General features: G+C 43.0%; 10 protein-coding genes. 6 read left to right on the top strand and 4 right to left on the bottom strand.

From position 1 onward, the window contains the following. Positions 1 to 3: 3 nt before the first annotated feature. Genes FTV08_RS12100 through FTV08_RS12110 form a run of 3 tightly spaced genes read right to left on the bottom strand, consistent with a single transcriptional unit; the run spans position 4 to position 5,613 of the window. Complete coding sequence (locus FTV08_RS12100; RefSeq protein ID WP_180087412.1) at positions 4 to 2,010, bottom strand: M3 family metallopeptidase; 2,007 nt, start codon at positions 2,008 to 2,010, stop codon at positions 4 to 6. Positions 2,011 to 2,030: 20 nt separating this feature from the next. Further along, a complete protein-coding gene (locus FTV08_RS12105; RefSeq protein ID WP_180087413.1) occupies positions 2,031 to 3,833 on the bottom strand; it encodes an ABC transporter substrate-binding protein in 1,803 nt (600 codons plus the stop codon). 22 nt (positions 3,834 to 3,855) lie between these two features. Further along, complete coding sequence (locus FTV08_RS12110) at positions 3,856 to 5,613, bottom strand: ABC transporter substrate-binding protein (protein ID WP_180087414.1); 1,758 nt, start codon at positions 5,611 to 5,613, stop codon at positions 3,856 to 3,858. A gap of 724 nt (positions 5,614 to 6,337) precedes the next feature. Here FTV08_RS12110 and FTV08_RS12115 point away from each other — a divergent pair. The 5 genes from FTV08_RS12115 (at position 6,338) to FTV08_RS12135 (ending at position 11,655) form a co-directional block, all read left to right on the top strand. Next, complete coding sequence (locus FTV08_RS12115) at positions 6,338 to 9,004, top strand: TonB-dependent receptor (protein ID WP_180087415.1); 2,667 nt, start codon at positions 6,338 to 6,340, stop codon at positions 9,002 to 9,004. Between the two features lie 148 nt (positions 9,005 to 9,152). Continuing rightward, entirely contained in the window at positions 9,153 to 9,854 is a 702-nt protein-coding gene (locus FTV08_RS12120) for an energy transducer TonB (RefSeq protein ID WP_180087416.1), read from the top strand. 36 nt (positions 9,855 to 9,890) lie between these two features. Then, a complete protein-coding gene (locus tag FTV08_RS12125) occupies positions 9,891 to 10,775 on the top strand; it encodes a MotA/TolQ/ExbB proton channel family protein (protein WP_171260784.1) in 885 nt (294 codons plus the stop codon). A 16-nt stretch (positions 10,776 to 10,791) separates the two neighbouring features. After that, positions 10,792 to 11,217 (top strand): biopolymer transporter ExbD, encoded by a 426-nt coding sequence (locus tag FTV08_RS12130; RefSeq protein WP_005247138.1) that lies wholly within the window; start codon positions 10,792 to 10,794, stop codon positions 11,215 to 11,217. A 21-nt stretch (positions 11,218 to 11,238) separates the two neighbouring features. Continuing rightward, positions 11,239 to 11,655: a biopolymer transporter ExbD gene (locus tag FTV08_RS12135; RefSeq protein WP_004279208.1), complete on the top strand. Its 417-nt coding sequence runs from the start codon at positions 11,239 to 11,241 to the stop codon at positions 11,653 to 11,655. 55 nt (positions 11,656 to 11,710) lie between these two features. Here FTV08_RS12135 and bfr read toward each other — a convergent pair whose 3' ends face one another. Beyond that, positions 11,711 to 12,175, bottom strand: coding sequence for a bacterioferritin (gene bfr / locus FTV08_RS12140; RefSeq protein WP_004279207.1), 465 nt, complete (start codon positions 12,173 to 12,175; stop codon positions 11,711 to 11,713). A gap of 342 nt (positions 12,176 to 12,517) precedes the next feature. Here bfr and FTV08_RS12145 point away from each other — a divergent pair, with 342 nt between their 5' ends. Next, positions 12,518 to 13,585, top strand: a complete 1,068-nt coding sequence (locus FTV08_RS12145) for an aldehyde reductase (RefSeq protein WP_155861769.1) — start codon at positions 12,518 to 12,520, stop codon at positions 13,583 to 13,585. Positions 13,586 to 13,645 lie beyond the last annotated feature (60 nt).

Here is a 13,645-nt window from a genome sequence, read left to right on the forward strand (position 1 = left end):
TCCTTAATTTTTTCCAGAGATTTCATTAAAGAAAGCTTTGCTGTCCGGATCACGACCCAAGAAGTCTTTCACCATTTGCTCGCCATGCTTTTGACCACCTTGAGCCAGGACCGTATTGCGATAATGCGCACCGACTTTCTTGTCCATCAGCTGATCGCCAAAGGAAGAAAGCATATCCAGGGCAATGACCTCAGACCACATATAGCTATAGTAACCTGCCTGATAGCCGCCCATCAGATGCCCGAACTGTCCCGGGAACTGCTGACCGTTAACATAACCCAAGGCAGTTTTACCTTCCATATCCTGCCAGAGTTTTAAAGGCTCAATGTTTTTTGCATCTTTACCATGCAAGGCCATATCATATTGGGCATATAAAGCCTGACGGGCATAATGCAGGCCTCGGCCGTAATTCTTCACATTCTTTAAGCGCTCGGTCATGGCAGCATCCACCCGAGGACATGCTGGCTCACAGTAATCTGCTACTTTTGACAAGGTTTCCAGACGACGTGCCCACTCTTCGTACATCTGTGACGGCGCTTCAACAAAGTCACGCTCTACCGAAGTACCAGATTGTTCTGTATAGCGGGTTTTCGATAGAATCCCGTGCAAGGCATGACCCATTTCATGCACAAAGGTTTCCAGTTCGTTGCTGTTCAAGCCCTTACGGTTAAAATTGGTCACCAGTACCGATACCGGACGACGCTGATTCAGGGTACTGCCGCCATAAGCTCCCCAGACAGCTGCATGCCCATATTTGCCTTCACGCGGGTATTTATCGACATATAATCCGCCCAGAAATTCGCCCGTAGCTTTGTCATGTACCGCATAATATTCCACTTCATCATGCCAGGCCTTAACTTTCACCGGCTTGAACTCAATGCCATAGAGTTCCGAAGAAATAGCGAATAACCATTTTTGCGATGCTTCTGTCGGGAAATAATCCCGCAATTTTTCCTGGTCTACCTTGTATTTGGCCTGACGCAGTTTTTCACTCCAGTAACCCTGATTCCAGCGTGTAATTTCTGCTTTCTCTAGTGGAACTTTTAAAGTTTCAGCCTTGAACTGGCGTAATTGTTCTACATCCTGCTTTTCTAGAGGTGCAACTTTGGCATAAACCTCATCCAGAAAACCTTTCACTGCTTCCGGAGTTTTGGCCATGCGGAATTCAAGTGCAGAATGGGCATAGCTTTCCTTGTCAAAAAGTTGTGCCATTTCATAACGCAGATCAATGGCCTTTTTCATGAATTGCAGGTTTTGTTCGGTCCCGCGACGCGTGTAAGCGGTCTGGTAGCGTTTGCGTGCTTCATCATTTTCTGCCAGCTCCATAAAAGGCTGATATTCCGGATAATCAAAGCCAAGCAGATAATCACCCTTTTCATTTTTCTTTAAATTTGCGATGTAACTTTCTGGCAGGCCTTTCATTTCAGCTGGAGTAAATTCAACCTTTTCAGGGTTATCCCGCACATTTTTGGAAAAGTCCTGTCCCAGTTTGGTACTTTCTTCAATAATTTCTTTCAATCGTTTCTGTTTTTCTGTACTGAGTTGTACCCCGGTGTTTTCAAACTGCTCCAGAATATCTTCTAAAAATTTCTGATCAATCGGATCACTGGCTTTCAGTTTTTTGAACTGTCCATACAGTTTCGGATTCTGATACAGGGTGGTCTGGTATTTGCTGATTTTAAGTTCACAGTCATCGGCTGCCTGACGCAATACAGGATCCGGATCGACATTACTGTACAGCCCTACTGCTGCACCGAAATCCCGGGCTTTGGCATGCAACTCATCCCATTCAGCCAGATAAGGCCCTGCCTTGGCTTTATTTTTAATTTTCTTATTTTCAAATATCTGGATATCTTTTTGCATGGAGGCCAGACTGGCATCACATAAAGACGGAATTTCTGCAGCCTTGAATAATGGCAGCAGCTGTACTTGGGTATCTGCCGCTACACCTTGATATCCCCCCATCATCATTAAACATAAGGTACTTAATTTTAAAGATTTTGATTTCATATTCATCTCCAGATTTTTTCTTACTTTTTCGTATTAATATCGATATACATCCATTCTGAAGACAGAATCGGATGGGACTTATGTCCAATAATTTGGGGTTGGGTCAAAGCGTTACGGTAGGTGCTATAGAGCATCAGGGTCGGCATGTTGACTTCTAGAATTCGGGTCATTTTGCGGTAGAGCAGATCACGCTCCGGTCCAGGCGGCATGCTCTGGGTTTGTTCGTATAGACGGTCGAATTCAGGATGCTTGAAACAGGCATTGTTGGTGACATTGACATTCTTGCCATAGAACAACTGCATAAAGTTGTCAGCATCCGGATAATCGGCAATCCATGCAGAACTCTTAAACATGGTTTTACATTGCTTTTCCAGCTTGATGCCTTCAGCGAATGGCATGGCCTTACTGGTCAGCTGAATATGGATACTGTCCAGGGTCTTTTTCCAGAATTCACCCTGCTGCTGGCCCCGACTGGTATTCCCAGTAATCAGTTCAATCACCAGAGGTTTACCTTCAGGCGTCTTTCGCCAGCCATCTGCACCGATCTTGTAGTTATAGCGGTCGAGCAACATGTTGGCTGCTTTGACTGAATAGGGAATACTGCTTTTATAGGACGGTGAATAGCCTGCTACTCCTGGGGGAATAGGCATATGCAGTTTTGCGCCATCTCCCTTAAGTAATACATTGATCATATTTTCTACAGAAAATGCCATCGCCATGGCACGACGTAAGGCAATTTTTTCTGGTGCGAAACCACCCACGACCGGGTTTTGCATATTCCAGTAATGGTAACTAATGGAGGGCTCTAAAATACGTGACAGCTTCACTCCCTGCTGGGCCAGCTCAGGCTTTAATTTATCACCATCGAGGGCTTGTACGACGATATCGCCCTCAATTTCGAGCAGGTCCAGTTCATTCTTCTTAAATGCCAGCATCCGGGATTGCGCTTCTTCAATAACACGCACATCAATAGTGCCGATTTGAGGCATTTTTTTGCCCTGCATGGCTTTTACAATGGCATGATCTTCTGCACCACTGGCTTTAAAGTCCCAGACAAAACCACGATAAGCTGGATTTGGTTTTAAGATAATCCGTGAGCCTGGTGTCCAGCGGCTAAGCACATAAGGACCAGTTCCCACTGGCCTATTCATGACCCAACCCGCCTTGTCTTTATATTTTTCAATCACTTCACGAGCTACCGCAGCGGCCGGCCCATGTGCTAGCAACATCGGAAAGTTCTGATCCGGATTATTCAGCTTTAAGACCAAGGTATAGCGGTCTGGGGTCTGAATACCTTCAAACGGATTTTCATAGGCTTTGCCATTTTTTTTGGTTAGGGCCATCCATGCGTCCAGCCCCTTAATTCGGCCATCCAGCAACCAGCTGTTCGGTGAATGCAGCTTTGGGTCCAGTAGACGTTTCAAGCTATAGGCATAGTCATACGAGGTCAGTTCACGTTTTTTACCGCCGAAGACCGGATCATCGGCAAAGTAAATACCCTTTTTGATTTTGATGGTATAAGTCAGGCCATCCGCACTCACTTGAGGCAGACTGACTGCAGTCAATGGCACTAATTTTGCCGGCGAGGCCAGATAATCATAGGTAAATAAGGTCTCAAAAATCGCGGCATTAATCTTGGCTGAATAACGGTCATGGATATAACCCGGATCAAAACCGGTTTCAGCTGCCAGAAATACTGTTTTTAAAACCTTATTCGGGTTGGCAGGATTGCTGGCCCATGTCGGTGCACTCCCTGCCATCATCAAACCGGCCATTAGCACCCCATTGGCCAGTTTTTTTAAAGTATTTTTATTCACATTCATACTGGTTCTTAATCTTCTCAGGTTATTTTTTAACAGGTTCAATATCCATATATTGCCAAACTGCTCTGGTCACCGGATGAGCCTTAAAGCCCTGTACATGCGGATGAATCAACCAGTTACGTATACGGGTATTGTGCAGAATCCATGGATTATCGGCTTCCATCTGACGGTTCATCTGCTCATAATATGGCGTCCGCTGCTGCGGCGGCAGCTTCATCGCGGTCTGGTACAACGCGTCATAGGCTTTTGAGGTATAGCAACTCAGGTTGCCTTGCTGCGCATTTGGCCCATACAGTAACTGGGCAAAGTTTTCCCCTTCCGGATAGTCCGCAATCCAGGCTCCTCCCCACATCATATGTTTGCATTGGGTGGCTTCTTTTAAATTGTCAGCAAAATTACTGACCTTGAACTCAATTCGTACCCCGATCGCATCCAGATTCTTTTTCCATAATTCTGCAGAAATCACCGAAGAGCTTGAGCTGGTTGAATTCATTTTTAGTGTCAAAGGCTTGCCATCAGGCAAGGTGCGGTAACCATCAGCGCCTTTCTTATAGCCAAAGCGGTCAAGCAGTTTATTGGCCAGTAATGGGTTATAAGCAATACTGCTTTTATACTTCGGATCATGTCCCCCCACTCCCTCTGGCAAAATCATTTCAGCTTTATCGGCATGACCTTTGTACAACTGCTGGATAGCTTCTTTCTGGTTATAGGACAAGGCGAGAGCACGACGTAAGGCAATTTTTTCCAGTGAATTTCCACCAATTAACGGATCACGCATATTCATGATGGTATAGGTAATTTCCGGTTCTTTATTCGGATAATGCAGGATGCCTTTTTTCTTGTATTCACTTTTCAGCTGCTTATTTTCCAGTGCCTGTTCGGCACCGCTCGCAGTGAGTTTGTCATAGTCCAGTTGTCCAGACTTTAAAGCCAGCCAGCGAGACTGTTCTTCTTCAATAATACTGATTTTGACCTTGCCAATTTGCGGCATCTGCTTGCCTTGCATGGCTTTGACAATACGTTGATCCCATTCGGAACCATCGCCCTTAAAGTTCCAGACAAAACCGCGATAATTCGGGTTGGCAGTCAGTTCAATACGGCTACGCGGCACATATTTGTGTAACTGATACGCCCCTGTTCCAACCGGATGCTGACCTGTCCGATGACCATAATGTTCGATCGCTTCCCGTGCGGTACCACTAAAAGCAACATAGGCCAGAATATATGGAAAATTCAGATCGGAACGGGTCAAGGTGATTTGTAAAGTATATTTATCTAGTGCTTTTAAACCGGGAATAGGCGCATCGTAGTTGAACTTGCCAGTTTTTTTAGCCTGCTGGATGACCTGATCTGCCCCAAGAATTTTTCCCTCAATAAAAGAAAAAGACGGAGAATGATTTGTGGGATCCATGATCCTTTGCATGGAGTAGATATAATCACGTGCCACCAGTTCACGCTTCTTGCCCTGAAATACAGGATCAGGACTAAAATAAATTCCTGGCTTGATTTTAAAGGTATAGACTTTGCCATCCTGTTCAACCTTGGGTAAGGATTCGGCGGTATTTGGTACCAGAATTGCCGGCCGCGCCAGATAGTCATAACGCAATAAAGGTTCAAAAATGGCTTCAGCAACGCTACCACTATAAAAATTATAGGTTTTGACCATATCAAAACCATCATCAGGTGCTTCGAAAGCCAAGTTTAAAACTTTATCCGGATGTGCAGATGATTTTGCCCAAGAGGCTTGCCCCGTAGTCATGGCCAAGGCCAAAATTGTCATGCTGAAAAGTGCTGATTTCAAATTTGTACCTATTCTTGATCTTGAAGTTTTATTGCTATAGGAAGTCTTTAACACATCATCCCATATTTGCTTCAATGGATGGGTCAAAGCTGGACAGATGGAATAAAATGAACAAAGCGAATTTCATGCCATCCTCGAAAAATAACGATTTTTTCCTGTTATTAACTCAAAAAAGCTTATTTTTATTAATCATTTAAAACATTATCAATAACATAATATTTTCCATGAATCATTAATTTAATATTTATTCTTAAAATCTAGCTCCAAGCCTAGTCTGCACAAAAATAACTCAACCCTGTTTCATCTTATTGCACTATTGTATACCTTTAGGTAAACAATAAATAAACACAAGTACTTGTATTATAAATAATTTATTTTAAAAAAATATTATATATTTTATGTAAAAATTATGCACCATGATTAAACTTTATTCAATTTCTCTTTCAGTTTTAGATTCCTTTCTTATTCATTAAATATTTATTTTTTACTTTCTCATGGTTTCCTATAGAGACTTTCTTCAGATTTTAAACCCCACTCTCTTAATTTTTCTTCATCAAAACTTAGTAAATCTCCAAAAAAATCAAATTAAATATAATTTTTTCAATCACTTAATATTTTTTAAAATTAATAATTTATAAGTTGGCATTCGCTTTGCTTAAGTCCTCCCAGCACTACTTCACATAACAAAAGGGTGAAAATTACGATGAAAATAAACAAACTAGTCGGATCTATGGGGGCTCCAACAGTTGGCAAGACAATACTCAAGTTAAGTACGCTTACCTTAAGTATGATGTGCTTGTCTTTGGCACATGCAGCTGATGAACCAGAAAACTCTGCCGCTCAACCTACCAAGGTTCAAAAAGTGACAGTGACAGGTTCATCTATTAAAGGAGTAGCTGCACAAAGTGCATCTCCTATTACTGTGCTTAAAGTCGAAGATCTGGTGAATCAGGGGGTCACCACGGTTGAAGAAGCAATTAATAAAGTAAGTGCTAACCAAGCTGGTTTTGCTGTTTCTCAAAATATTGGTAAAAGTAATACTTCAGGTTCTTCTGCCAACCTGCGTGGGATTGGTACTGATAAGACCTTAGTTTTATTAAATGGGCGTCGTTTGGCTAACAGCCCATTTAGTACTTCTGAAGTTAACCTGAATATTATTCCGCTCGCGATGGTTGAGCGAATCGAGATTCTGCGTGATGGTGCTTCTGCAGTATATGGTGCAGATGCAATTGCCGGCGTAATTAACTTTATTATCAAAAAGGAATACCAAGGTTTCGGTATTTCTGGTGGACTGCAAGCACCTGAAGAAAAGAATGGCGACAAATATGATGTCTCTATTTTCGGTGGTTATGGTGATCTGGATGAACAAGGTTTCAACGTTTACGGTGTAGTAGATTATCGTACTTCTGACATGATCATGGCCAAAGATCGTAAAGTCAGCCGTCGTGGTGGTTTAATTCCAGAGTTGAACATGGCGATCGGTTCAAGTGCCGGCTTCCCTGCCAACCTTTTAGATTCAGGTGTAGGTGTAGTTAACCCTTATATCAATCAAAACTGTAATAATGCACCAAATATGTTTGTATCTGGTACACGTTGCCTGTTAAACACTCAAGCACTCATTGGTATTACTCCAGAAGAAGAAACTTTTTCAGCTCTAGGTAAAGGTACCTTCAAATTAACCGATTCATTAAATGCGGTTGCTGAATATATTTATACTGAAAGTAAAGTAAAAACCTCGATAGCACCTGATGTATGGGGAGGTAGTCTTTCTATTCCAAATACCAGCAAATATTATCCAGGCAACGGCATTACACCAGACATCGCTGGTCTGGTAGATCCAAGAGCAGCACTTTATTTACGTTCACAATCAGGTAACCGTGTTTCTCAATCAGAAAATGAATCAAACCGCTTTTTTGCAGGGATTGAAGGTGAAGTCTACGGTTGGGATGTAAATGGTGGCGTTACTTATGCCAAAAGTGAAGCAACTGATAATTTCGTCAGTGGTTACCTGAATCAAAGTTTGGTTCAAGCCGCACTTAATGATGGCACCTTAAACCCATTTGGTCCTCAGGCCGCTGCAGATGCTGGGAAATGGTCTACTTTTGATGTGGCAGGCCCAACAAATATGGCAAGTCTGGATTCTACCACTATAGATTTCACCGTCAGCCGTCCAATCTATGAACTACCTGCAGGTGAAGTTGGATTTGCCTTGGGTGGTAGCTACACCACTCAGGACTGGGAAGCCAAGGTGAATGCCGATCTTGTTCGCCAGGTTCCAGGTTCTGGTATTGATCCAAATAAACCATCAAGTTCAGGTGACCGTGATATTACTGCGGTGTTTACTGAATTACATGTACCGATCTTACCGACTCTAGAAGCTCAACTTGCGGCACGTTATGATGACTATAGTGACTTTGGTGATACTTTCAATCCAAAAGTATCCCTACGTTGGGAACCGGTTAAAGAGTTAATGTTCCGTAGTTCTTATAGTACTGGATTCCGTGCCCCAAGTATGTGGGAAATCAACTCTTTACAAAGTGAAACCAATACTAGCACTAACTTCAATAACCCACGTTTTTGTGATGCTAACGGTCAACCGACCAGCACCCAATTTGCAGACCAATGTGGTATGCAGTTCAAGCGTAAACAAGGTGGTAACCCAGACTTACAGCCAGAAGAATCAACCTCTTTTACAGCCGGATTCGTATATGAACCAATCAAGAATCTGGTATTCACCGCTGATTACTACAATATTGACATTGAAGGTTTAGTCAGCTCAGTTACTCCTAATGACATTTTTAATGACCTTGATCGCTATGGCAATCTGATCGTTTACGCTCCAGATGGTCGTATCCAGTATTTAAATACAACTCTACAAAATATGGGTGGATTAAAAACTGAAGGGATTGACCTCAGCCTGAACTACTTAAGCCCAATGACAGCAACAGGCCGTTTTGGTTTTGGGATTGATGGTACCTATGTCATCAAAATGGATGAGCAAGAAGAACCAAACGGTGAATGGGAAGGGCTCGTCAGCATCTATGATGATCCTGCAGTCGTCCGCTGGAGACATATTGCCAATATCAACTGGTCTTATGAAGACTGGAAAATGAGACTAGAACAACAATATATCCGTGGTTATGAAGACTTTTCTCAAGAACGTGATGTAAGTGCCTATACGCTTTATAACTTTGCAGGCACCTATAGCGGATTCAAGAATTTAGAGCTAACTGCAGGTATTCGCAACATGTTTGATGCAGAACCACCTGCTTCTGATGCAACCAACAATGCTCAATATGGCTATGACCCTCGTCACGGTGATCCAATGGGCCGTACCTACTTCCTACGTGGTACTTATAAATTCTTTTAATTAATTACTTCGCAAACACTGCTGCCAAGCGGTGTTTGCGGTTTTCCCCGTTTAATTTTAGCCAAACAAAAAATAATGCTGCCTGTAACTAAAAAAATTTTCTCATCAGTGCACTATTTCCTGTTTGTCTTAAATTCTAGGAGTCATGATGGGCACAAAGTTTGAAGACTTAGAAAAAAACTCCGCCAAAAAACTGACTGGTATTGGGGTCGTTGTTTTTTTGCATATCCTGGTTGGCCTGGTACTCATGGCTGGTATGGCAAAAGACATTATTAAACCGACGGAACAGCCAGTTGAGCTAATGATTATTCAAGATATTAAGCCGCCTGAACCTGAGCCACCAAAAGAAACACCACCTGAACCACCAAAAATCGTGGAAAAAGTGGCACAAGTGCCTGAGGTGAAACCGGTTGAAAAAGTCGTTCCTGTACAGAAAACACTTCCAACACCAACCCAACCGACAACTGTTGCAGTACCTACTCCCGTTGCAGCGAGTCCTTCACCAAGTCCGGTAGCAGCACCGGCTCCAGTAGTCGCAGCCGCTCCAGCCCCAGCTCCTCCACCCACTGGTGTCACTCGTGGTGTTTCACAAGGTGAAGCAGGTTGTAAACGCCCAGACTATCCACGTGATGCACTAATGAATGAAGAGCAAGGTGAAGTTCTGATCTCTGTTTATGTAAATACCACCGGCAAGGTCCAAGATGCCAAAGTGAAAAAGTCGAGCGGTAGTCGTGCGCTGGATCGTGCAGCATCCAAGGCCTTCAGTTTATGTACTTTCAAGCCGGCAATGAAAAATGGCGAACCGCAAGAATCTTGGTATGACATTCCATATGAATTTGTCCTTGACTAACAGATACAACAGATAAAGAAAAAAATCAGGAGATCTATGATGAAAAAATCACTAAAACCTTTAAAAAACATGACTGCTGCTGGTGTGATTGCCATGAGCACTTTATTGCCCCTGCAAGCAGTTTTTGCCGAACCGTCTGCTACGCCAACCAGTACCGTAACGGATACAGCGGCAACACCAGCGACAGCGGCTGAACCGACGCCTCCAGCACCTGCTGCGGCTGAAGAACCTGCTCACAATCCTTATGGTCTGGAAGCCATGTGGAAAGAAGGTGACATGGTATCTAAAGTCACCCTGTTCATTCTGGTCATTATGTCGATCGGTACCTGGTACATCATGATCAGCAAATGTTTACAGCAAAGTAAGATCCGTAAGCAAGCCAAGGAAGCTGAACACCAATTCTGGGAATCATCTTCTCTAGATAATGCAACCGAGAATCTGGACGAAGCCAGCGTCTACCGTTTTATTGCGGAAAAAGGGATTAAATCAACTAAAAATCATGGCGGTACACTACTTGAGCGTATTGATTTCAATACCTGGGTCACTATCTCAATTTCCCGTGCGATCGACAAAATCCAGAACCATCTGAGTGGTGGTCTAGCCTTCCTTGCGACAGTCGGTTCTACCGCACCTTTCGTTGGACTTTTCGGAACCGTTTGGGGGATTTACCATGCACTGACTGCCATTGGTGTTTCAGGGCAAGCATCCATTGATAAAGTTGCCGGCCCGGTTGGTGAAGCACTAATCATGACTGCAATCGGTCTTGCGGTCGCGGTTCCTGCGGTACTCGGCTACAACTGGTTGACTCGCCGTAATAAAGCAGTCATGGAAGAAGTCCGTACCTTTGGTTCTGATTTACACGCAGTATTACTCAGCGGTGAAATTACGACCAATAATCCTGTTAATCGTGACGTGAAGTAAGAGTGAGGTATCAGCCATGGGAATGATGGTCAATTCAAACGACAGCGATGATGAGGTAATTGGAACCATTAATACCACCCCTTTGGTTGATATTATGCTGGTTCTGCTCATTATCTTCCTGATTACTGTACCGGTTGCCATTCATACCGTACCTGTCGATCTGCCCGAAGAAAGAAATGTACTGTATGAAACCAAGCCAGAAAATGTTCAGCTGGCTGTCAATAAAACTGGCGATATTTTCTGGAACGAAATTTATATTGCAGATAAAACAGTTTTACTGAGCCGTTTACAGGCAGAAGCACAGAAACGTCCGCAGCCTGAAGTGCATATTCGTGGTGATCAGTTAACACCTTATGAAGCAATTGATCAGGTGATTAGTACCACCCAACAGGCCGGTATTGGCAAAATTGCTTTTGTCACCACTCCGCCCGCTACACCTTAAGCACAAAGAAGGATTAAGTTTATGGGTATGAATGTTGGTTCAAATCAAGACGATGATGTGATGTTAGATGTCAACATGACCCCATTGATTGATGTCATGCTGGTCTTGCTGATTATGTTTATTATCACAATTCCTTTGCCGAATAACTCGATTAATATCGATCTACCGAATGGAACGCCTCCTGTAACCGATGAAAAACCGCCTGAGCTGGTGGAATTACGTCTGGATGCACAAGGTAAGATTTTCTGGAATGAACAGCCGGTAGCAAATACCCAAGCTCTGGAAAACTTATTCAAGACAGTAGCGCAAAAAGCGGATCAGGATCAGATTAAAATCAAGGCGGATCGTGCCACTGAATATAAACATATCGCTATGGTCATGGCGGCAGCTCAAAGGCTGGAGGTCAAAAAAATTGGCATTATGAGTAATAACAACTAAGTATTTTCAAGATATAAAAAACCCAGCATGTGCTGGGTTTTTTATTCATTCGGTTTTACATCTGTGACTGAATATAATTTTGCAAACCAATCAGTTCGATTAAACGCAATTGTTTTTCTAGCCAGTAAGTATGGTCTTCTTCGGTATCCGACATTTGCTGGCGTAACATATCACGGCTGATATAGTCACCTTTCTCTTCGCACAGTTTGATGCCCTGCGCCAGTTTTTCCCGCACATGATATTCAAGTTTTAGATCAGCTTTCAGGCAGCTCACCACATCCTCGCCAATCTCAACGTCATCGCGCTGCATGTTTGGCGTTCCTTCAAGGAACAGAACACGACGGATAATCGCATCCGCATGCTGGGACTCTTCTTGCATTTCGTGATCAATACGTTCAAAGATTTTGGTCAATCCCCAATCTTCATACATACGAGAGTGAATCAAGTATTGGTCACGAGCAGCCAGTTCGCCACCGATCAACATATTTAAATAATCTACGACTTCTGGATTTCCGCGCATTTGAATAACTCCCTACCTGTATTTTGCTATTATGGCGAAAAGCGATTGAATTTGCAAAGCTTAACCATGGTTAAATATTTGATTTTTATATAATTAAAATGAGAAGTACTTGCATTTACACTTCGTTCTTAATGAAATCCCATTTATAAAACAACACTTTGCATTTTCATTACGCTTGGCAATAACCTAAAACCGGCAAATAAACACATGCGTTAAAATTTGTAAATCTTAATTTTGACCAGACAGATTCATTCTTTTTGTATAAACATCACTGCATTGGCGTACTTCATGCTTAAATTTCGCTTATCATTCACACAAATTTAAAACAACAACGGTTCCGATATGACACATCCACAAACAACAGCGCCTGTTCTGGTTACCGGTGCATCGGGTTATATTGCCAGCTGGGTCATCCAGAAATTACTCACGCAAGGCTATACTGTACATGCCACGGTACGTGACCTAAATAAAAGTAAAAGCTTTGCCCATTTAGAAAAAATTGCCGACAGCACACCGGGAACTCTCAAGTTATTTCAGGCCAATTTATTAAGCCCAGGTTCTTTTGATCAGGCGATGCAAGGTTGTGAAATTGTCTTTCATATGGCCTCACCTTTTGTGGTCACCAACTATAAAGATGCAGTCAAAGATATTATCGAACCTGCGGTGTTAGGCACTGAAAATGTACTGAATAGTGTCAATCAGACTGAATCAGTGAAACGCGTGATCGTCACATCGAGTATCGCATCCACCTATGGCGATGCCATTGATATTCTACAAACTAAAAATAACAGTTTTGATGAATCACACTGGAATACCACCAGTTCGGCCACGCATCAGCCTTATCCTTATTCCAAAGTCATGGCAGAGCGTAAAGCCTGGGAAATGGCTGAAGCACAAGATCGCTGGGATCTAGTCTGTATCAATCCTGCACTGGTTTTTGGTCAATCCTTAACCCCAAATACCCAATCTGGCAGTGTAGAAGTCCTGCAACAGTTTGCCAACGGCATGACCCTGCTTGGCGTTCCACCGATGTGGAATGGCGTGGTCGATGTTCAGGATGTCGCTGAAGCGCATATCCGTGCTGCGTTTAATCCGCAAGCGCATGGCCGTTATATCATTTGCAGTGAAAGCTTGAGCCTGCTGGAAATGGGCCAAATTCTGCGGGCGCATTTTGGTAATAAATTTCCGTTCCCACGCAATCAATTGCCGAAGGCAGCTTTCAAACTGTTCGGGCCTGTAGCAGGTTTTAGCCGCAAATTTGTAGAGCTAAATATGGGTTATCCAATTTTCTTTAATGCCCAGAAAAGTAAAAATGAGCTCGGCATTGAGTATCGTCCGGTGAAAGAAAGTCTGGTTGAACATTTCCAGCAGCTACTCGATGATGGTGTTGTGAAAAAATATATTCCTTAATCTTTTTATGCAAAAAGCCACCCGAAGGTGGCTTTTTTAACTCTTATTCTTTCATGAAAT

The sequence above is a fragment of the Acinetobacter sp. YH12226 genome (assembly GCF_013417805.1).
Classification (GTDB): Bacteria; Pseudomonadota; Gammaproteobacteria; order Pseudomonadales; family Moraxellaceae; genus Acinetobacter.

Coding starts and splice junctions, on each gene's coding strand:
- FTV08_RS12145 (WP_155861769.1), top strand. CDS start 12,518: ATGACACATCCACAAACAACAGCGCCTGTTCTGGTTACCGGTGCATCG.
- FTV08_RS12130 (WP_005247138.1), top strand. CDS start 10,792: ATGGGAATGATGGTCAATTCAAACGACAGCGATGATGAGGTAATTGGA.
- FTV08_RS12110 (WP_180087414.1), bottom strand. CDS start 5,613: ATGACAATTTTGGCCTTGGCCATGACTACGGGGCAAGCCTCTTGGGCA.
- FTV08_RS12100 (WP_180087412.1), bottom strand. CDS start 2,010: ATGAAATCAAAATCTTTAAAATTAAGTACCTTATGTTTAATGATGATG.
- FTV08_RS12135 (WP_004279208.1), top strand. CDS start 11,239: ATGGGTATGAATGTTGGTTCAAATCAAGACGATGATGTGATGTTAGAT.
- FTV08_RS12120 (WP_180087416.1), top strand. CDS start 9,153: ATGGGCACAAAGTTTGAAGACTTAGAAAAAAACTCCGCCAAAAAACTG.
- bfr (WP_004279207.1), bottom strand. CDS start 12,175: ATGCGCGGAAATCCAGAAGTCGTAGATTATTTAAATATGTTGATCGGT.
- FTV08_RS12105 (WP_180087413.1), bottom strand. CDS start 3,833: ATGAATGTGAATAAAAATACTTTAAAAAAACTGGCCAATGGGGTGCTA.
- FTV08_RS12125 (WP_171260784.1), top strand. CDS start 9,891: ATGATGAAAAAATCACTAAAACCTTTAAAAAACATGACTGCTGCTGGT.
- FTV08_RS12115 (WP_180087415.1), top strand. CDS start 6,338: ATGAAAATAAACAAACTAGTCGGATCTATGGGGGCTCCAACAGTTGGC.